The organism is Vibrio sinaloensis (genome assembly GCF_000808535.1).
GTDB classification, from domain to species: domain Bacteria; phylum Pseudomonadota; class Gammaproteobacteria; order Enterobacterales; family Vibrionaceae; genus Vibrio; species Vibrio sinaloensis_D.
In genome coordinates this window covers 262790-282479 of sequence record NZ_JWLV01000009.1, presented here as the reverse complement: position 1 = coordinate 282479, position 19690 = coordinate 262790, and the positions used below count along the sequence as shown (strand labels likewise).

The following is a 19690-nucleotide window of genomic DNA, read 5'->3' as shown; positions in this document are numbered from 1 at the left end:
CTTTTCTATTTGAACACGCCAACGTGGAAATGTTGGTCTATCTTCGGCTGGGCTTCTCAGGCTCTCGCTTCAGCCACCAGAGCATCAATCGTGTTGTGGTGCTCTGGCTTTACTCCCGCCAAATTACCGTATTTCGGCTGGTGGCGATCATTCTCTAGTGGGAAATGCCATCCAACCGTTTGTTCAACAAACTGCTTGGCAAATTGTTCAGAAATTTCTAAGCAGCCAGCGAGTACGGTATCGACATAAGTTTGCATGATTGGGCTGAGTGAACATGGTGGTTCGGGCGCATCTTTGATGTAGACCCACACCGTATCTTGCGAGGTGAATGTCTGCTCACAGTCCAGTTTCTCAGGGGCGATACTCACGCGGTGGTAGCCTCTCTCTCTGCGATCAAATTCTGCCAACCCGGAATCGCTGACTTGAAGAACAACGCCGTTGACGCTGCCTTCACCACGGTCGACCACCAGTGGCGACAAGATGTAGCTGTCATCCACCTTTCCCCAATAGCGTTTAAATCCATGGGCAGTCGCAGGGAGCGCCGCTGATGTCTGGCCCGTTAACTGACGTGAAGCCGAGTTCATTAAGCTGCCATAGCCGAAAATGTAGTGGGTCATCCGTCTCTCCTCTGTTTGGCTCTTGAGTGTATGGCCATTTTTTATTCTTCTAAAACTACCGAGTTTCAACCGCAATTGAAAGATAAATAAATGACCCTAAAGAGTCAGAATGACACTTTTAATTTGTGTCTTTTTGACGTTCTTTTGTCGCGATAATTGCTTGAAAACAAGCGATGACGGGGTTTTACAACTTGGAATGTTTCTTGCGATGTCTTGCGGGTATATCAATGTGAATGACTTAGGAGTCACTCTGTGCTCAATATTACCGACAAAAAAGTCGAAGAGGCGATTGTGCCTTTGTTGCGACTAGGGTTTAGACCTTTCTTTTTGCTTGGCGCACTGTACGCCGTTATTTCAATTGTTGTCTGGGTATGGATGTTTCAAGCGGGTCAACCGTCAGCGCTGCAAGTGCCTGCGTTGTGGTGGCACGTCCACGAAATGTTGTTTGGCTTTGCGATGGCGATTGTGGTGGGGTTTGTGCTGACGGCGGTACAAAACTGGACGGGCATCAACGGTACCAAGCACTATCGTCTTGCGCTGCTGGTCTTGCTGTGGTTGCTACCAAGAGTGTTGTTTTGGACACCGACACCACTGTGGCTCATTTCGAGCATTGAGGCGCTGTTTCTACTGATGACAACTTACGAAGTCGGTTCTCGAGTGGTTAAAGCGAAGGGATGGCGAAACCTATTTTTTGTCCCTCTATTTGTTCTCGCGGTGGTGGCTAACTTTGCCAGCTATGCGGCGATTAAAGGAATGCCACCTTTTCCGGCTTCTGCTGTTTGGCAAGCGATGCTTTGGTGGTTCACCTTGCTGTTGTCGATCATGGGGAGTCGGGTGATCCCCTTCTTTACGGCGCGTCGCTTTCAGTTCGACAAGCCGCAACCTATTGTTTGGCTTGATTGGGCAGCAAACCTTCCATTGGTTGGATTGTTCATTTTAAGTTTCTTCCCGATGACATTGGCTCAGCTCGGTGCGCCTCTCATGGTGATTTCGGGTATGGCGCACTTGATAAGAGTGATGCGCTGGAAACCGTGGAAAACCTTGAGCGAACCGCTTGTTTGGTCTCTACATGCGACCTATCTGTGCATTCCCATTAGCCTGCTCCTTCGTGGCTTGATTGATAATCCATTTGCAACTCATAACATGCTGCATCTGTTTGCCATTGGCGCGATAGGCGGAGTGATTCTTGCGATGATTGCTCGTGTGACTATGGGCCACACTGGGCGTGCAATCTACCAAGGACCCAACATGGTTGTAGCGTTTGTTGCCATCATTGGTGCTGCGCTGGTACGCAGTCTTGGGGTCGCATTTGACCCTGCGAACATGATGCTTTGGATCAATGTGAGTGCAGCGCTTTGGACGTTGGCGTTTGGCTTATTCGTCTTTAAATTTGGCGCGATGCTGACAAAAGCCAGAGTTGACGGGCATCCGGGGTAGAGGGAAAGTAAAGGCTTGGCATATTCGCCAAGCCTTTTTGTTGGGTAGGAAAATGGGGGATAACCTACCTTAGCTTGCTCTAGAAAGGGTCACCACTTCAGAAGGCTGTTGACGCTTTAGATAATCACTTAGCGCCGACTGTTCTTCGCTATTTAGATAGAGCCCGAGCTTGGTTCTACGCCACAGGATATCTTCTTCGGTGACCGACATCTCCTGCTGAATCAAATAATCGATTTCACGTTGATAGACACCTTCCGCAGCCTCAGAAAATTGCATGCCGAGATCTTCGATGCTTTCTACACCATCAAGCAGCTTCCAAGTGTAGGTGCCAAACTGAGTGACGTAACGCAGTAGCAAAGACTCACGGATCCATGGATACGCAGCGTGGATTTTGCGCGCGAGTTGCTCCCGTGAGCAGCTAAAGTTACCACCTGGCAACGCATGATTGGCTGTCCAACCTGTGCCCATCTCTGGCAAGTAGGGTTTTAGTTTTTCGAGCGCGGCTTCACCCAGTTTGCGGTAAGTGGTGAGTTTGCCGCCAAACACTGAAAGCAGTGGCGCTTGGTCGTATTCTGCGTCGAGTTCCAACGTGTAGTCGCGAGTGATCGCTTGTGGAGAGTCTGATTCATCATCACACAATGGACGAACGCCACTGTAGGTCCAAACGACGTCATCACGTGTTAATTGATGAACGAAATGCTGATTAACAATATCGATGAGGTAATCGACTTCATCTTCAGAGATCGCCACTTCACGCGGATCGCCTTTGTATTCGACATCTGTTGTGCCAATGATCGAGAACTTATCCAAATAAGGGATCATAAACACAATGCGATTGTCTTTGTTTTGTAGGATGTACGCTTGAGGTTCATCATGGATTCTTGGAACCACAATATGCGAGCCTTTGATCAAACGAATGTTTCTTGGAGAGACTTGCTCTAACCCATCATCAAAGAACTGTTTCACCCAAGGGCCAGCGGCATTGACCAAGGCTTTCGATTTACGCTCGAAGGTTTGCCCTGTTAATTCATCGCGAATGGTGACGTTCCACATTGCCCCTTCACGCTGCGCGCTTTCAACTCGGCAATAATTACGGATTTCCGCTTGGTTTTCTTTTGCAGCCAGAACATTGAGTAGCACTAAACGCGCATCATCGACCCAGCAATCTGAGTACTCGAAGCCTTTTTTCATTTCAGGCTTGAGGATCCCTGATTTGGCTAAATCGACACCTTTACTTGCAGGCAAAGTGGTACGCTTTCCTAAGTTGTCGTACAAAAACAGACCGCAGCGGATCATCCAAGCTGGACGCAGGAAAGGGCGATGAGGAAGACGAAAACGCATCGGCTGAGCGATATGCGGTGCTTTGTTCAGAATCACCTCGCGTTCTGCGAGCGCTTCCGAAACTAATCGAAACTCATAGTGCTCAAGGTAACGTAGCCCGCCGTGAATGAGTTTTGAGCTCGCTGAAGAAGTGGCTGAAGCAAAGTCGTTTGCTTCATACAGACCAACAGATAAACCACGTCCTGCTGCATCAGCTGCAATACCAGCGCCATTGATACCACCACCAATAACGATCAAATCTAAAATGTTTTGCGAATTAGCCGCATTCGAATTGTTACTCATAAATATGACCTTATGTTGAGCGAACGAGCATTTTTTGAATCTAAACGAATCTTAGCTTAGCTTTCGTTTTTGATCATCTTTTATTTTCGTTTATGTTCGTTTGTGTGATTTAAACACAAAAAAAACCTTCGTCTGCCGACAAAGGTTTCAATAAGGTTAAAAAGTAATGAGTCTGTGTGAAATGTGCTTACTCGCTGATCACTTCAAGCGGGATTGCGTTTTCCTGCAGTATTGTGAGGATCTCTTTTGGCGGTTGCTTGTTAGTAAAGAGCATATGCAGCTGAGAAATATTGCCCAGTTTGACCATTGCGTTGCGGCCAAATTTGGTGTGATCGACCGCAAGAAATACGCTGCGACTGTTTTCGATGATCGCCTGCTTGACTCGCACTTCGTGGTAGTCGAAATCGAGCAGTGAGCCATCGAAATCAATACCACTGATGCCGAGAATGCCGAAATCAAGTCGAAACTGCTTAATGAAGTCGAGTGTCGCTTCACCGACGATACCACCGTCACGGTTACGAACCTCGCCACCGGCAAGGATGACTTTAAACTCTGGGTTAGGCAGTAGAATGGTCGCGACGTTAAGGTTATTGGTCACGATACGCAGCTGTTTATGGCTTTTGCTCAGCGCACGCGCGATGGCTTCAGGTGTGGTACCGATATCGATAAACAGCGTTGCGCCATCTGGAATGTGCTTAACCACTTCTTCAGCGATCACGTCCTTTTCATTGAAGTTCATGTTCTTACGCGCGGAATAAGAGGTGTTTTCTGAACTCAAAGGAATGGTCGCACCGCCATGATAGCGGCGGATTTTGTTCTCATCGGCAAGTTCGTTGAGATCTCGCCTAATGGTTTGCGGACTGACATTGAACTTTTCCACGAGTTCATCAGTGCTCACGTAGCCTTGTTTTTGAACTAGGGCAATTATTTGTTGATGCCTGGGTATTTGCTTCACTCGTCGCTCCCTGTGTTCGAGCTTGATTCGAAAATAATAACTCGCGCTATTGTGCGCGAATTCTTTCGTTCTGAGAAGCGAAGCATGAGTGGAATCGGGGGGAGGACGCAAAAAAGGGCACCCTTAAGGTGCCCAATGTCGCTGTTGCTGAGTGAAAAGGAGGGTTACTCGTCGTCTTCGCTATGCATTTCTGACCATACTTGCGCACATTTCACAGCACGCTTCCAACCTTTATAGCGGCGGTTTCGCTTCTCTTCATCGTGGTGCGGGATAAAGGTGCGATCTAACACCGCTTTGTTTTTAAGTTCATCAATGTTGTTCCAGTAGCCCACTGCTAAGCCCGCTAGATAAGCAGCGCCCAGTGCGGTTACTTCGGTGACTTCTGGTCGGTGTACTTCGGTATCTAACACGTCGGATTGGAACTGCATTAAGAAATTGTTGGCCACTGCGCCGCCATCAACGCGAAGGTTAGCGAGCTTGATCCCAGAGTCTGCTTGCATCGCATCTAGTACGTCGCGGGTTTGGTAGGCAATGCCTTCTAGCGTCGCACGAATGATGTGATTAGAGCTTACTCCACGAGTTAGGCCAACAATGGTTCCGCGAGCATACGCGTCCCAGTATGGTGCGCCTAGTCCTGTAAACGCAGGTACCACATACACGCCGTTAGAAGAGTCTACTTTTGTCGCGAAATACTCAGAGTCTTTCGCATCGGCAAGCAGCTTCATTTCATCTCGTAGCCACTGGATGGATGCACCACCCATAAATACCGCGCCTTCTAATGCATAAGCCGGTTCACCAGCTGGGCCACAAGCTAGGGTAGTAAGGAGTCCATTGCTGGATGTGACTTTTTCTTGGCCTGTATTCATTAACAAGAAGCAACCTGTTCCGTAGGTGTTTTTCGCTTGACCAGCTTCAACACACATTTGGCCATACAAGGCAGCTTGTTGGTCACCTGCAATACCGGCGATAGGAATACGTGTTCCTCCTTTACCACCGATGTTCGTTTGACCGTAAATTTCCGACGAGCGTTTAACTTCTGGCATCATCGACATTGGAATGTCCAGCTCGTCGAGCATTTTCTGATCCCAACACAAGTCATTGATGTTGAACAGCATAGTACGCGATGCGTTAGTGTAGTCGGTTACGTGCACGCGGCCTTGGGTCATTTTCCAGACAAGCCAAGTATCGACAGTACCAAACAGAAGTTTGCCTGCTTGTGCATCTTCACGTGCGCCTTCAACGTTATCAAGAATCCATTTCACTTTGGTGCCAGAGAAGTACGGGTCGAGCACCAAGCCCGTGTTGTCTCGAACGTAGCTTTCTAGCCCTTTCTCTTTGAGCGACTCACAGATATCTGCTGTGCGTCGACATTGCCATACGATGGCGTTGTAAACTGGTTTGCCTGTCTCTTTGTTCCAGACAATGGTGGTTTCACGCTGGTTAGTAATACCAATACCTGCGAGTTGATCTGAGCGGATACCCGTTTTAGCCAGTGCTTCGACTAAGGTAGAGCTTTGGGTTGCCCAAATCTCAAGAGGATCATGTTCTACCCAGCCTGCTTTTGGGTAGATCTGTGTGAATTCACGCTGCGCGACGCTGACGATGTTCGCATCGTGATCTAGGATTACGGCGCGAGAGCTTGTTGTGCCTTGGTCTAGGGCGACAATGTACTTTTGCTCGGTCATGGTAAGAATCCTTTTTGTTTCATTATTTCTATTTTAGTTAATACAGGGCAGATAGGTTACGCGCGAGCTTCTTGTGCGTCTTCTTCTGTGTCACATTGGTTTGGAATGGTACAGCCATGGCCTTCTTGAGGAAGGTACGCCGCGATAGCTTTTGGATACAACCAACCACCAAAACAGGCACCCGCGATAGGAGCAAGGATAGGGACAATAAAGTATGGAATGTCCTTCGCACCTGATAGTGCGTAATCCCAACCAGCGAAGTAGGCAAATAACTTAGGAGCAAAGTCACGAGCTGGGTTCATGGCGAAGCCAGTCAGTGGACCAAGCGAGCCGCCAATCACCGCGATGAGGATACCAATTAGTAACGGGTTCATCGCACCACGTGAAGCGCCATTGCTTTCGTCGCCCAACGCAAGAATCACGAACATAAGAACAGCAGTGATGACAAATTCCACAGCAAAAGCGCCAAAGAAAGAGAGTGAAGCGTGTGGGTATGTCGAGAAAATGCCTGCGGTAGAGAGCGCTTCTTGGCTGCTTCGTGCGAAGCCCTGCGCTACTTCATAATCGGTGAACAGGTTGCTGTAGAGAGCGTAGACCAATGCCGCTGAGCAAAATGCGCCTAGCAGTTGTGAAATGATATAAGGCACGACTTTCGCCTTATCAAAGCCATGAAAGGCAGCAAGTGCGATGGTGACCGCTGGGTTGATATGAGCCCCAGAGACGCCCGCTGTACAGTAAATCGCAATGGCAACACCAAAGCCCCATACAATGCTTATTTCCCATTGACCGAATTGTGCGCCGGTTAGAACCAGAGCAGCAACACAGCCAACGCCAAAAAAGATCAGTAATCCTGTGCCGATAAACTCGGACAGGCACTCTCCAAATAGAGAGGGTTGTTTATTATTCATAGTAAGAGTCCTTTTGTTCCATTTGTGTGCGTAATCGTTTGGCACAACGCACATTCTGCACATTTAGATCAATTCGAAAATAAACAATCTTCAAAAATGAGCGTTCGAGCATCATTTTGATAAATTAAAGTGGTTTTTTTGTTAATGAAGTTGGTGTTTTCGAACATTTTACGTTCGGGCAGTAAATTGACCGCTAAGTCAATGCGGTTAGGCTTTGGTTTGGGTGCGCTTAACGAGTGGTTTAGATGTAACATGCTGTATATGTTACATTTTTCTAACCTTAAATGGGAGTGACTGTTGCTTGCTTGTGACCTTGGTTACAAGAACAAAAGCCGTTTGGGAAAAGTTTGACCAGAAGATGGTGGTAACTGGTCATACCAAAGAGAGTGCGATCGAGCGTAATGGAAAGCGAAGGGGAGGGGACTTAGCGATAATCAATCAACTGCTGATATTTAGCGCGAAGTTCGTTGAGTGCCATCTCCACATTTGGTGCTGGCTTACTCAAGTGCTTTATCAAGGTCATAAAATAACAATCGAGGATAAGTGGGATCTTACTTTGGACAGATTCAGGAAGCTCTGCTTGGTCAAACAGCGCTTGATTAAATGATTGATAGTAGTCCATGTCCCAAATCACTTCTTTGAGCAGTGCTTTGCTGAGATTAATGTTGGCAAAATAGTAGCTGTAATAGGCTTTCGCAAACTGCATTCCTAACTCAATCGGATCTTGACTCGGCAAAGGTAGCGCTTGGTGCGATAGGGCAGCAAGTTGATTAACCATCCCTTCACGTAAAATCGCCAATTTGGTCTCAAAGTGGCTGAACACAGTGCCATCTGCAACCCCTGCGTGCCGAGCAATTTGTCGGGTAGACGTCTCCTGATAGCCTTGCTGCTCAAACAGTTGCCATGCTGATGTAAGAATTTTTTGTCTCGTTTGTTCGCGTTTGCTCATCATCATCTCAGGATTAATTCCTTTGCTCGAATCATACTCTTTGTGCTGGTTATTGACAAACTGAGCGCGCTCATTTATAAAATTGAGCGTGCTCATTTTTTGTTGAGGTGATTCATGGAAAGTATGCTTCGAACGTTTGCCATTTTGCTGTGTCGGTGGCTGATCTTTATCCCTGGGCTTTTTTGTTTTTCTTATCTTTTACGTCCTTTACTTATGTTGGTGCTGATCCCGGGCGCTCTGATGTTTTTGGCCATTATTGGTGGCCCAGAAGTACGCTCTGCGATCATGAAAATGGTTAAGGAAAGCGTATGAGTTGTATCGTTTCAGGAGATATTCCAAGCAAAAGTCGCCTCTTCGGGCGGCAGGAAAAACATGGCTTTAGCGATAGTTTGAGTTTTACACTCACCGACCAAGATCGCAGCCCTGCCGAGGTTTATGTCGATATTTTTGGTCGTCTTCCTCAATTTGTTGAAACCTTGATGGCGTTAAGAAACCGTTTGGTCAAGCCGTTGGGTTTTGCGGTTTCACCACGCTTAGAGGCGCTCACTGTCGAGATGCTTGAGCAGCAATGCACGAATGGCTTACACCGCGTTGAGTGGTTGTCTGAAGAGGAGGTGATTTGCACCAGTGAAGACAAACATATGCAGGTGAGTCTATCGCTGCTGAAAAGTGATGCTGGGCACTTCACCCTATCTACATTAGTCAACACGAACAGTTTGGTTGGTCGCGTCTACTTAATGGCGATCATTCCCTTTCATAAGGTGATAGCTCTAGCCAGTGTGAGAGGAGCGCTTTCACGTTTAGAATCGATAGATTAGCGCCCAATAGAGCGAATTAAACCGCAAGCTGCAAGTGAAAGGTCTCAATATCATGAGGCCTTTTTTGCTTTCTTACGTGTGCTTTGGATGCGCATTATTGATGATGATTCGCAGGGAAAGGATTCGTTTGCTCGCTTTCGATGAGTAAAGATAGTAACGAATTCTGTTAGAAGTGGAATGCTGCCCTTAAAAGAGGTACTTAACATTCTGTTTTTACTTAAATTTAATTGTTATGCAACATTTGTCACAGAAAGCGATTGATTTTCAAATAGAATGCGCATGTTTTCGAACGAAAGTTGTTTTTGCTCGTTCGAGTTTTAATCTCCTACCATCGCTCAAAATTATAATGAGGCCTTTATGTTTGGAATCTTTAAACCTAAGGCGCATATCGATCGCTTGCCCGCAGACAAGATCGATAGCGCCTACTCGCGCCTACGTTGGCAACTGTTTATCGGCATTTTTGTCGGTTATGCAGGCTATTATCTAGTACGGAAGAACTTCAGCTTGGCGATGCCGTATCTTATTGAACAAGGGTTTAGCCGCGGCGATCTTGGTGTGGCTCTAGCAGCCGTTTCTATTGCTTATGGCTTGTCAAAATTCTTAATGGGCAGCGTGTCTGATCGCTCGAATCCGCGTTACTTCTTGAGTGGTGGCTTGTTAATGTCGGCCTTGGTTATGTTCTGCTTTGGCTTTATGCCATGGGCGACGGGCAGCATTACTGCGATGTTCATTCTGCTTTTTATCAACGGCTGGGTGCAAGGCATGGGGTGGCCTGCATGTGGACGAACCATGGTTCACTGGTGGTCACGTAAAGAGCGGGGCGAGATTGTATCGGTTTGGAACGTTGCTCATAACGTCGGTGGTGGTTTGATTGGTCCACTGTTTATTCTTGGTCTTTGGGCCTTCAACGATGATTGGCGTACTGCTTTCTATGTTCCCGCCTTCTTTGCCACTCTCGTTGCTGTCTTTATCTGGCTCACGGTTCGCGATACACCTCAGTCTTGCGGACTTCCTCCTATTGAAGAACATAAAAATGATTATCCAGATGACTACGACAAGTCACATGAGACGGAGATGACGGCAAAAGAGATCTTCTTCAAATACGTATTCTCTAACAAATTACTGTGGTCGATCGCGATTGCCAATGCGTTTGTCTATTTGATTCGCTACGGTGTCTTGGACTGGGCGCCTGTCTACCTAAAAGAGGCGAAAGATTTCTCGGTCGATAAATCATCTTGGGCCTACTTCTTGTACGAATGGGCGGGGATTCCTGGCACACTTCTTTGTGGTTGGATCTCAGACAAACTATTCAAAGGCCGTCGTGCACCTGCAGGTATTTTGTTTATGGTGTTAGTGACGTTTGCTGTCTTGGTTTACTGGTTTAACCCAGCAGGCAACCCGACTGTTGATATGATGGCATTGGTGGCGATTGGTTTCTTAATTTATGGACCTGTGATGCTGATTGGTCTTTATGCGCTTGAGCTTGCACCGAAAAAAGCAGCAGGGACAGCGGCAGGTTTAACGGGGCTATTTGGTTATCTTGGTGGTGCGGTCGCGGCGAACGCCATTTTGGGTTACACGGTTGATCACTTTGGTTGGGATGGTGGATTTATCATTCTAGTCGGCTCTTGTATTACCTCGATTGTGTGTCTGACGTATGCGTTTTTAGGCGAGCGTGCTCACCATGAGCAAAAAGCTCGCGAGAAAGCGGCATTAGCCTAGTGGAAGATAAAACAACGTCATCGGCAATGACGCTTATCGTCATAGCGTGAGGCTTAAGCAAAAAATCCCCCAACAGATCACTAAAGGGGGATTTTTTAGAGCAGATATGCTGAATTAGTTGTTGCTGTGAAGCTCACTGTTCAGTTCAACTGCTGATTTGTTTGCAAGACATTCAATTTGACCCGTCACGGAGTTGCGGCGGAATAGAAGATCAGACACGCCAGCAAGATCACGCGCTTTAACCACTTCTACTTCTTGGCCAGAAGAGTCTAGCATGCGCACTTTTGAGCCTGCAGTTACGTATAGACCAGACTCAACCGTACAACGGTCGCCTAGAGGGAAACCAAGACCTGCGTTTGCGCCTAGCAGTGAGTTTTCACCGATAGACACAACCACGGTACCGCCACCAGATAGTGTGCCCATGATAGAGGCACCGCCACCGATATCTGAGCCGTTACCAACGACAACACCCGCAGAAATACGACCTTCAACCATGCTTACGCCAGTGGTACCCGCATTGAAGTTGATGAAGCCTTCGTGCATTACCGTTGTACCTTCACCCACATGTGCGCCAAGACGAACGCGAGACGTGTCAGCGATACGAACGCCAGCTGGCACCACGTAATCCACCATTTTAGGGAACTTGTCGACACAGTCTACAGACAGTGTGCGACCCGCTAGGCGAGCTTCGATTTGACGATCGGCAAGTTCAGGTAAGTCGATTGGGCCTTCGTTCGTCCACGCGATGTTGTGCAGTAGGCCAAAGATACCATCCAGTACTGTGCCGTGTGGCTGAACTAGACGGTTAGAGATAAGTTGTAGTTTTAGGAAGCCTTCAGCTACCGATGCTGGCTTTTCATCAGTTGCAAGAACAACAAGCACAAGTGGTTGAGCCGATTCTGCCGCTTTCGCTGCGAATGACGCGTTTGCGCTATCACCGTTTGCTTCAAACGCTGCGGCAAGTTCAGCACTTTGCGCTGCAGAGATTTCGATCGCCTGGTTGCCTTGCTCGTAACCTGCCACTTTTGCTACTGCGTCAACAAGTGCATCAGCAGGGTTTAGTACTGGGTTTGGGAAAAATGCTTCAATGATTTTGCCGTCGCGGTTTTTAGTCGCGGTACCAAAAGCAAGAGAAAAGTAAGCCATGTTGAATCTCCGTGTTTGTATTTGCTTAGAGGGCGTCGTTGCTCTCTCAAATTAAGTTAGAGTCATCATAAAGAGAGCTATCGGGACTTTAAAGGGCTGAAATCGAGAAAGTCTGTAAGCCGATATTTTTTGTCTCTTTAGCGATATGTTGTCTTTCTGCCTATATAGGGATAGGCCCATAAAGGGGTATAAAAAAACCCGAAGCATGGCTTCGGGTTTTCGATTAAGACTTTACTTATAACTGATTGGCGTTGCGCTTTTCGCGCTTAGTGCTTATAGCTTTATATCGTCCAACCATCACACCCTTTGAGCTTAGGTGTGTTTAAGCAATTACTTGCTTAGGTCTGATGCGTGCTCAGATAGGAACGCTGCAACACCTTTTGGTGATGCGTCCATACCTGCTTTACCTTCTTCCCATTGTGCAGGACATACTTCGCCGTGCTTCTGGTGGAAGTTAAGTGCGTCTACCATGCGTAGCATTTCGTCGATGTTACGGCCTAGTGGTAGGTCGTTAACAACTTGGTGACGTACTAGACCGTCTTCGTCGATTAGGAAAGAACCACGGAAAGCTACGCCTGCTTCTGGGTGCTCAACGTCGTATGCTTTACAGATTTCGTGCTTAACGTCAGCAACTAGTGGGTACTTAACTTGACCGATACCGCCATCTTCGATAGCAGTGTTACGCCATGCGTTGTGAGAGAATTGAGAATCGATAGAAACACCGATTACTTCAACGCCTTTAGCTTGGAAATCAGCTAGACGGTTGTCAAAAGCGATTAGCTCTGATGGGCAAACGAAAGTGAAGTCTAGTGGGTAGAAGAAAACAACTGCTTTCTTACCTTTAGTGAACTCTGCGAAGTTGAAGTTATCAACGATCTCACCGTTACCTAGAACAGCTGCAGCAGTAAAATCTGGGGCTTGACGACCTACTAGTACCATTTTTTTGCTCCTAAAAAGTATGGTTAGTTCCGAATTGATGTCAGTTTTATCAACTCAGTCCGTGTTTGTACGCGACAAACTATAGTACAGATTGTAGTATGGGAAAAAGCGAATTAAATAGATTAAGTTAATCGAAAAAAGCGATAAGTTCGAATTCATTAACTTGGTCAACTTCTACCTGTTAGTTATAAATAGTTCTATGAATAAGTGGCCTAGTCTTAAACAGTTACATTACCTGATCACCCTGCATGAAACGCGTCATTTTAGCGAAGCGGCGGAAAAGTGCTTCGTGAGTCAATCGACCTTAAGTAAAGGCATTCAAAATCTAGAAGAACTGATTGGCTGTCCTCTCTATGAGAAAAAAGACAAGAAAAGCCCACTGGTATTTACTCAAGCGGGCGAGCTCGTTGTCCAAAGCGGTCGCGATTTATTGGCCAAAGGTCAAGACTTAGTCGAGCTTGGCCGTTTGTGCCAAGGCGGCGAGATGGAAGGCCAGTTGCGAGTGGGTTGTATACCGACCATTGCGCCTTTCTTACTCTGTGACCTCGTGCAAGAGGTGAATCAGCGTTTTCCTCAATTAAACCTACTACTAAGAGAAGACACGACAACGAATCTTCTTGAAGCGCTGCGTCATGGCGAACTGGATGTTCTTATATTGGCATTGCCGGTTGATATCGATGGCATGGACAGTCGCATTGTGGGTAATGACCCGTTTCGAATGATCATCAGTCAAAATCAAGCTGACGCGATTCAAACACCCATAAAGTATGCAGACTTGCCGAATGAATTTGTTTTCTTATTAGAGAAAGAGCACTGTTTGACTGAACATGCCGTCTCTGCCTGTCAATTGACTGATAAAGAGAAGATCAATCCGTTTTCAGCGACGAGCCTTCATACCTTAGTGCAAATGGTGGCGAACGGGATGGGCACCACTTTTATTCCCCAAATGGCGATCGATCATGGTTTGATTGATAACCAAAACCTGGTGGTTGTTGATGCACCTGGGCAGCAAGCCCATCGACATATTGGCTTGGTTTGGCGTCCGAGTTCTTCTCGAGTCAGTACCTTTAATCAGCTTGCAGATGTCGTTTCTGAACTGCTTTGATATTTATTTCATCCGGTTTTAGCGCTTAGTATTAGCTGAGCGCCCCAATATCACCTCAAAAAGCACACTAGTTTTAGTGTGCTTTTTAGCATTTTATTCTGTTGGTAAACTTTGACTTGTAAAATTTCACAACGAAATTTTGATGAAGATTTCATTAAATTGTGAAATTTCACAATGTGAATTTTACAGCTGTAAAAAAACAGCCTGTTTAACCCAATGGTTGCATATCGCCCTTCAGCCTTGCTCAACAAGGCTTACTCCTCTCCTCTCTAAAGTTAAACGCTTGTTTGAAACGATTTTACATTGCCAATTTTACTGTAATTAAATTACGTAACTGGTTACGGTTTGGTGATCAAAATCAACAACTTGCATCGAGCGGAACAAAACTTTGAATTTAACGTTTTGTTTACTTTAGGTCTTTTACTCTAACGCATGTTGGTATAGCTTAAATGCAGGCCTAGTAAGACTTATGTCTAGATTGCAAACCTATCCAAGGTTGGCGAAAGTAGAGCCACAAAACAGAAAAACCGGAATCAAATAGCAAAGAGTGAGGATGTGGTCTTGTTGTTTGATAGTTACAAATGTAATCCGGATAAAACGAGCTTTGGAAGGAACGAATTATGCTTGCCAATACACCAGATAGAGACAAAACAACAGTAGAAGCCCAAGAAACCCTACGTAAAGAAGGCATGCTTGATGTGATTGGTACCCTTTCACCAGACCATCAAGCGATTTTCCCTGTTGAAGCCCAAACCTTTTTATCTCTGCTGTGTGACAAATTCGCTAGTCAGGTCGATGAGTTGCTTGCTGATCGAGAAGAGAAGCAAGCGCGCATCGATGCTGGTGAGTTGCCGGACTTCCTAGAGGATACGCAAGATATTCGTGAAGGGAGCTGGAAGATCCAAGGGATACCACACGATCTACAAGATCGCCGCGTTGAGATTACCGGTCCAACTGACCGAAAAATGGTTATCAACGCATTGAATGCCAATGTAAAAGTATTCATGGCGGATTTTGAAGATTCGATGGCGCCCGCTTGGGATAAAGTGCTCGATGGACAAATCAACTTGCGCGATGCGGTTGAAGGCACCATCAGTTACACCAATCCGGTCAATGGCAAGCACTATGTGCTGGATGATGACCCAGCCGTTTTGATCTGCCGCGTGCGTGGCTTACATCTAAAAGAAAAACACGTAACTTTCAACGGACAGATCATTCCAGGGGCGCTGTTTGACTTTGCGCTTTATTTTTACAACAACCACAAATCGTTGTTGAAAAAAGGCAGCGGCCCGTACTTTTATATTCCAAAGCTGCAATCGCACAAAGAAGCGCAGTGGTGGAGCCAGGTATTCCACTTCACCGAAGACTATTTCGGCTTGGATACTGGCACCATCAAAGCCACTGTATTAATTGAAACCTTGCCTGCAGTGTTTGAGATGGATGAGATTTTGTTCTCACTCAAAGAGCACATCGTTGGTCTTAACTGTGGCCGCTGGGATTACATCTTTAGCTACATTAAAACCTTGAAAAAACACCCCGATCGCGTGCTGCCGGATCGCCAGGTGGTGACAATGGACAAGCCGTTCCTAAATGCTTATTCGCGTTTACTTGTTCGTACTTGTCACAAGCGAGGCGCTTTCGCAATGGGAGGGATGGCTGCCTTTATCCCAGCGAAAGACCCGCAAACCAATCAACAGGTGCTTGATAAGGTTTACAACGACAAATCACTCGAAGCGAGCAACGGCCATGACGGCACTTGGGTCGCGCACCCAGGACTTGCCGATACGGCACTGGCTGTGTTTGACCAAGCGTTAGGTCAGCGAAGCAACCAGCTGAATGTTTCTCGTGAGCAAGATGCGCCTGTGACGGCAGAAGATCTGCTCGCCCCGTGTGATGGAGGCATCACAGAGCAGGGGATGCGCCACAACATTCGAGTTGCGCTGCAATACATCGAGGCTTGGATCTCAGGCAATGGTTGTGTGCCTATTTATGGCCTGATGGAAGACGCGGCGACCGCTGAAATCTCTCGCGCTTCGATTTGGCAGTGGATTCAACATGGCAAATCTTTAGATAACGGACAAACCGTGACTAAAGCGCTATTTGAACAATATTTGACAGAAGAGATCGAGGTTGTGAAGCAAGAAGTGGGCAACGAACGTTATCAATCAGGGCGCTTTGAAGAAGCCGCTGACTTAATGGCGAAGCTGACCACCAGTGATGAACTCACCAATTTCCTTACTATTCCAGGTTACGACTACTTGGACTAGAACAAACAACGAAACAATAACGTGAATGTCTGCGGCGGACCAGGAAGTACCGCCAACGAAAAGCAATAACAGCGCTCGTGTTGATACAAATAGAAGCGCTCATCAAAGAGGGATAGACCGATGACTAACTTAACTCGCCGCCAACAAATTGAAGCTCTGGAAAAAGACTGGGCAACCAACCCACGTTGGAAACAGGTAAAGCGTCCATATACTGCTGAAGAAGTTGTTGAACTTCGTGGTTCAATGGTTCCTGCTAACACGATTGCACAGCGTGGTGCGGATAAATTGTGGTCACTAGTCAACGGTGATGCAAAGAAAGGCTACGTAAACTGTCTGGGCGCACTGACGGGTGGACAAGCAGTGCAGCAGGCAAAAGCAGGCATTGAAGCGATTTACCTTTCAGGTTGGCAAGTTGCTGCGGATAACAACACAGCGTCAACTATGTACCCTGACCAATCGCTATACCCAGTAGACTCAGTACCGTCTGTGGTTAAGCGTATCAACAACTCATTCCGTCGCGCCGACCAAATTCAATGGTCAGCGGGTAAGTCTCCAGCGGATGAAGGCGGTATTGATTACTTCCTACCTATCGTTGCGGATGCGGAAGCAGGCTTTGGTGGTGTACTTAATGCTTACGAGCTAATGAAGTCGATGATTGATGCGGGCGCAGCGGGTGTTCACTTCGAAGACCAACTTGCCTCAGTGAAAAAATGTGGTCACATGGGCGGTAAAGTACTGGTTCCGACGCAAGAAGCGGTGCAAAAATTGGTTGCTGCGCGCCTAGCAGCAGACGTTGCAGGCACGACAACGCTGGTAATTGCTCGTACGGATGCTAACGCCGCTGACCTACTAACATCAGACTGTGACCCATACGATAAAGACTTCATCGTTGGTGAGCGTACTCAAGAAGGTTTCTACCGTGTACGTGCTGGTATTGACCAAGCAATCTCTCGCGGTCTGGCTTACGCACCATACGCGGACTTAATTTGGTGTGAGACGGCAACGCCTTGTCTAGAGGAAGCGCGTAAGTTCGCAGAAGCGATTCACGCGGAATACCCAGACCAACTGCTTGCTTACAACTGTTCTCCATCGTTCAACTGGGAGAAGAACCTAGACGCAGAAACCATTGCGAAGTTCCAACAAGAGCTTTCTGACATGGGTTACAAGTACCAGTTCATCACGTTGGCGGGTATCCACAACATGTGGTTCAACATGTTCGAGCTTGCGCATGACTATGCGAAAGGTGAGGGTATGCGTCACTACGTTGAGAAAGTACAACGTCCTGAGTTCCAAGCGGCAGAGAAAGGCTACACATTCGTTGCACACCAACAAGAAGTGGGTACCGGTTACTTCGACAAGATGACCAACACTATCCAAGGTGGTAACTCTTCAGTGACGGCACTGACTGGCTCTACCGAAGAGGACCAATTTTAATCCCTTAGCCATTCGTACCGCTCGAGAGAGTTAATAGTCAGGCGTTAACTCTCTCGATTTTAGGTACAGATATTCTGTTTAGGCATAAACTTTGACATGCTTTGAGCGGCGCAGGCCGCTCTTTTTTTATGCCTTAAAGTTTGAAAAAGCTTAACAGATCTTTTTGTTTAACCGCCAAAGAGGCAAGCTCTTCACTGGCGCTCTTACTTTGCTGAATACCGGAGACGTTTTGGTTGACCAGATCGAAGGTAAGAGAGACGTTTTGTGAAATGTCTTGTGTCACGCCAGACTGCTCTTCAGATGCGGTCGCAACCTGAGTGTTCATATCAGAAATCAAACCAACCGACTCAGTAATCGAGGTAAATGCCGATCTGAGTTCGTCACTGTATTTACGTGACTCTTCAGCGAGCGCTAAGTTAGATTGCATAAACTGATTGGCATCTTTTGCTTGAGCCTGTAAGCGCGAGATGATTTCTTGAATATCGACGGTTGATTGCTGAGTTTTCGCTGCAAGAGAGCGGACTTCATCAGCAACAACAGCAAATCCACGTCCTTGCTCCCCAGCACGAGCGGCCTCGATGGCTGCGTTCAACGCCAGCAAATTAGTTTGCTCTGAAATAGAGTTAATCACTTCCACGACCGTGCCAATCTCGACAGAGTACTCTTGCAGTTGGTTAACAATTTTCGACGTTTCGCCAATCGAGCTGTCCACTTTGCTTGCAATTTGGTCAGAGGAATCGAGAGAGTTACCGCCATTTTGCACATTGGTAGACGCTTCAGATGCTGCGTTTTCAGCGTTCGCGGCATTTTGGCTCACTTCACTTGCGGTGCTTGAAAGCTCATTGATCGCCGTTGCGATTTGCTCCATTTGGCTCAGCTCTTGGCGAGCATTGTTTTCCGTTTCACCCATGACGGCGGTTAGCTCAACTGAAGCGGATGAGACGTTGTCTGAGATCTGGTGGAAGCCATCAATGATTCGACGAAGCTCAGTGCGCATTTGCAAGATGTTGGCGTAAATCCCGGTTTCGTTGCCTGTCGTTTGGATATGGTTAGATAAGTCACCCTTGGATACGTCTGCGACAATTTTTTCAATATCACTTGGTTCGCCACCGACCACTTTTAGCACGCTACGATAAATAGCAATGGCAATGCCCAGCGCAATAATGATCACGATTGCAGAAAGTACAAAAATGGTCCACTGAGCATTTGAGAAGCGATCGACCATTTCAGGACCAACGCTGTCTTGGTTTTCTTTTGTCGCGAGTTTTATCTCTTCAATGGTTGCCGCCGCAGAGGCGCCCATGACATCTAGCGTGCCAGAGATAACTTGATTGCGGGAATTGATCGTCGTTACTACGTTATTGAACGTTTCACGGTACTGCTTAAATGACGCTTGAAATGCATTGAGATGGGAAATTTGCTCTGACGTCATCAACTGAGATTCTACTTGCTCAGCGATTTGTGCCACTTTGGCAAACTCTTCGTTGGCGCGCTCTGCATCATTTTGTGCATTACTGGTCAGGAATTTAGAAGCATAAAGGCGCGACAACAACAAATGTTGCTGAAGTGTGCCCGCGCTGACTGCCACATCTAAATCATCCTCAGTCGCTGCCTGATTCATGATATTTGTTACTGACTTTCTCATATTGAGACCGGCTGGATCTAACTGCTCTTTGACCAACTGATTACGCTGATTCACCAGTTGTATCACTTGGTTGAAACCTTGCTTGTATTGAGCCAGTTGATTTTCAATCGAGATGAACTCTGACTTGTGACCGTCATCAATATGCGAGTTAAGAACCTCTTCTATCAGAGAGATGGCGGTGTTGATGCGCTCATTTAGCGCAGCGATGTTTTCTGGGTTATGGTTCTGAATGTACTTTAACGCTGCGAGACGCGCTTCAAGAATGTTGGCTTGAATACGACCCGTAGAGACACTGGTTAATGCCAGCGCACGGTAGGTATTGAACCCACCACTGGATTGATAGAAGCGAAATGAAGCGACAACGGAGATGACCAAAATTAGGCCTAAGATTACCCCAAAACCAAGGGTTAATAATTTTTTAAGGCTCATACCAATGTTCC

16 protein-coding genes are annotated in these 19690 nt (G+C 46.9%); 7 read left to right on the top strand and 9 right to left on the bottom strand.

Annotated features, from left to right (window positions below; all coding sequences use genetic code 11):
* Positions 1-56 precede the first annotated feature (56 nt).
* Complete coding sequence (locus RJ47_RS07130) at positions 57-617, bottom strand: gamma-glutamylcyclotransferase family protein (RefSeq protein WP_039482692.1); 561 nt, start codon at positions 615-617, stop codon at positions 57-59.
* Positions 618-869: 252 nt separating this feature from the next.
* Between RJ47_RS07130 and RJ47_RS07125 the strand changes: the two genes are divergently transcribed.
* Positions 870-2054 (top strand): NnrS family protein, encoded by a 1185-nt coding sequence (locus tag RJ47_RS07125; RefSeq protein ID WP_039482689.1) that lies wholly within the window; start codon positions 870-872, stop codon positions 2052-2054.
* A 69-nt stretch (positions 2055-2123) separates the two neighbouring features.
* Here the strand turns inward: RJ47_RS07125 and glpD are convergent, their stop codons facing one another.
* The 5 genes from glpD to RJ47_RS07095 form a co-directional block, all read right to left on the bottom strand.
* Entirely contained in the window at positions 2124-3677 is a 1554-nt protein-coding gene (gene glpD / locus RJ47_RS07120) for a glycerol-3-phosphate dehydrogenase (protein ID WP_082016328.1), read from the bottom strand.
* 187 nt (positions 3678-3864) lie between these two features.
* Complete coding sequence (locus RJ47_RS07115) at positions 3865-4632, bottom strand: DeoR/GlpR family transcriptional regulator (RefSeq protein WP_038139885.1); 768 nt, start codon at positions 4630-4632, stop codon at positions 3865-3867.
* 164 nt (positions 4633-4796) lie between these two features.
* Complete coding sequence (gene glpK, locus RJ47_RS07110; protein ID WP_005471471.1) at positions 4797-6317, bottom strand: glycerol kinase GlpK; 1521 nt, start codon at positions 6315-6317, stop codon at positions 4797-4799.
* 56 nt (positions 6318-6373) lie between these two features.
* Positions 6374-7225 (bottom strand): MIP/aquaporin family protein, encoded by an 852-nt coding sequence (locus tag RJ47_RS07105; RefSeq protein WP_039482684.1) that lies wholly within the window; start codon positions 7223-7225, stop codon positions 6374-6376.
* 424 nt (positions 7226-7649) lie between these two features.
* On the bottom strand, positions 7650-8174 hold the full coding sequence (locus tag RJ47_RS07095; RefSeq protein WP_038190135.1) for a TetR/AcrR family transcriptional regulator: 525 nt from the start codon (positions 8172-8174) through the stop codon (positions 7650-7652).
* Positions 8175-8288: 114 nt separating this feature from the next.
* Here RJ47_RS07095 and RJ47_RS07090 point away from each other — a divergent pair, with 114 nt between their 5' ends.
* The 3 genes from RJ47_RS07090 to glpT all read left to right on the top strand — a co-directional run bounded on the left by RJ47_RS07090 (position 8289) and on the right by glpT (position 10714).
* Positions 8289-8486 carry a hypothetical protein gene (locus RJ47_RS07090; RefSeq protein ID WP_038215253.1) on the top strand — a complete coding sequence of 66 codons (198 nt, stop codon included), beginning with the start codon at positions 8289-8291 and terminating at the stop codon, positions 8484-8486.
* Complete coding sequence (locus RJ47_RS07085; protein WP_039482680.1) at positions 8483-8992, top strand: DUF2867 domain-containing protein; 510 nt, start codon at positions 8483-8485, stop codon at positions 8990-8992. Before RJ47_RS07090 ends, RJ47_RS07085 begins: the two co-directional genes overlap by 4 nt.
* Before the next feature lie 357 nt (positions 8993-9349).
* On the top strand, positions 9350-10714 hold the full coding sequence (gene glpT / locus RJ47_RS07080; protein ID WP_005471482.1) for a glycerol-3-phosphate transporter: 1365 nt from the start codon (positions 9350-9352) through the stop codon (positions 10712-10714).
* A 114-nt stretch (positions 10715-10828) separates the two neighbouring features.
* Here the strand turns inward: glpT and dapD are convergent, their stop codons facing one another.
* The gene (gene dapD, locus RJ47_RS07075; RefSeq protein WP_039482677.1) at positions 10829-11860 is read right to left on the bottom strand and encodes a 2,3,4,5-tetrahydropyridine-2,6-dicarboxylate N-succinyltransferase; all 1032 of its coding nucleotides are present in this window, start codon (positions 11858-11860) and stop codon (positions 10829-10831) included.
* Between the two features lie 330 nt (positions 11861-12190).
* Complete coding sequence (locus RJ47_RS07070; protein ID WP_005471449.1) at positions 12191-12799, bottom strand: peroxiredoxin C; 609 nt, start codon at positions 12797-12799, stop codon at positions 12191-12193.
* Between the two features lie 199 nt (positions 12800-12998).
* On the opposite strand from RJ47_RS07070, the gene RJ47_RS07065 reads away from it, so the two are divergent.
* From RJ47_RS07065 to aceA, 3 genes are all read left to right on the top strand, one after another.
* Positions 12999-13904 (top strand): hydrogen peroxide-inducible genes activator, encoded by a 906-nt coding sequence (locus RJ47_RS07065; RefSeq protein WP_005471575.1) that lies wholly within the window; start codon positions 12999-13001, stop codon positions 13902-13904.
* Between the two features lie 620 nt (positions 13905-14524).
* Positions 14525-16171: a malate synthase A gene (gene aceB / locus RJ47_RS07060; protein WP_039482674.1), complete on the top strand. Its 1647-nt coding sequence runs from the start codon at positions 14525-14527 to the stop codon at positions 16169-16171.
* Positions 16172-16291: 120 nt separating this feature from the next.
* On the top strand, positions 16292-17605 hold the full coding sequence (gene aceA, locus RJ47_RS07055) for an isocitrate lyase (RefSeq protein WP_005471528.1): 1314 nt from the start codon (positions 16292-16294) through the stop codon (positions 17603-17605).
* A gap of 133 nt (positions 17606-17738) precedes the next feature.
* Here aceA and RJ47_RS07050 read toward each other — a convergent pair whose 3' ends face one another.
* On the bottom strand, positions 17739-19679 hold the full coding sequence (locus RJ47_RS07050) for a HAMP domain-containing methyl-accepting chemotaxis protein (protein ID WP_039482672.1): 1941 nt from the start codon (positions 19677-19679) through the stop codon (positions 17739-17741).
* Between the last annotated feature and the right edge of the window lie 11 nt (positions 19680-19690).

What these genes read in the sequence shown, in the direction of transcription:
- RJ47_RS07130 (WP_039482692.1), bottom strand. Translation starts at nt 617, where the DNA reads ATGACCCACTACATTTTCGGCTATGGCAGCTTAATGAACTCGGCTTCA.
- glpD (WP_082016328.1), bottom strand. Translation starts at nt 3,677, where the DNA reads ATGAGTAACAATTCGAATGCGGCTAATTCGCAAAACATTTTAGATTTG.
- glpK (WP_005471471.1), bottom strand. Translation starts at nt 6,317, where the DNA reads ATGACCGAGCAAAAGTACATTGTCGCCCTAGACCAAGGCACAACAAGC.
- RJ47_RS07105 (WP_039482684.1), bottom strand. Translation starts at nt 7,225, where the DNA reads ATGAATAATAAACAACCCTCTCTATTTGGAGAGTGCCTGTCCGAGTTT.
- RJ47_RS07095 (WP_038190135.1), bottom strand. Translation starts at nt 8,174, where the DNA reads ATGAGCAAACGCGAACAAACGAGACAAAAAATTCTTACATCAGCATGG.
- RJ47_RS07090 (WP_038215253.1), top strand. Translation starts at nt 8,289, where the DNA reads ATGGAAAGTATGCTTCGAACGTTTGCCATTTTGCTGTGTCGGTGGCTG.
- RJ47_RS07085 (WP_039482680.1), top strand. Translation starts at nt 8,483, where the DNA reads ATGAGTTGTATCGTTTCAGGAGATATTCCAAGCAAAAGTCGCCTCTTC.
- glpT (WP_005471482.1), top strand. Translation starts at nt 9,350, where the DNA reads ATGTTTGGAATCTTTAAACCTAAGGCGCATATCGATCGCTTGCCCGCA.
- dapD (WP_039482677.1), bottom strand. Translation starts at nt 11,860, where the DNA reads ATGGCTTACTTTTCTCTTGCTTTTGGTACCGCGACTAAAAACCGCGAC.
- RJ47_RS07070 (WP_005471449.1), bottom strand. Translation starts at nt 12,799, where the DNA reads ATGGTACTAGTAGGTCGTCAAGCCCCAGATTTTACTGCTGCAGCTGTT.
- RJ47_RS07065 (WP_005471575.1), top strand. Translation starts at nt 12,999, where the DNA reads ATGAATAAGTGGCCTAGTCTTAAACAGTTACATTACCTGATCACCCTG.
- aceB (WP_039482674.1), top strand. Translation starts at nt 14,525, where the DNA reads ATGCTTGCCAATACACCAGATAGAGACAAAACAACAGTAGAAGCCCAA.
- aceA (WP_005471528.1), top strand. Translation starts at nt 16,292, where the DNA reads ATGACTAACTTAACTCGCCGCCAACAAATTGAAGCTCTGGAAAAAGAC.
- RJ47_RS07050 (WP_039482672.1), bottom strand. Translation starts at nt 19,679, where the DNA reads ATGAGCCTTAAAAAATTATTAACCCTTGGTTTTGGGGTAATCTTAGGC.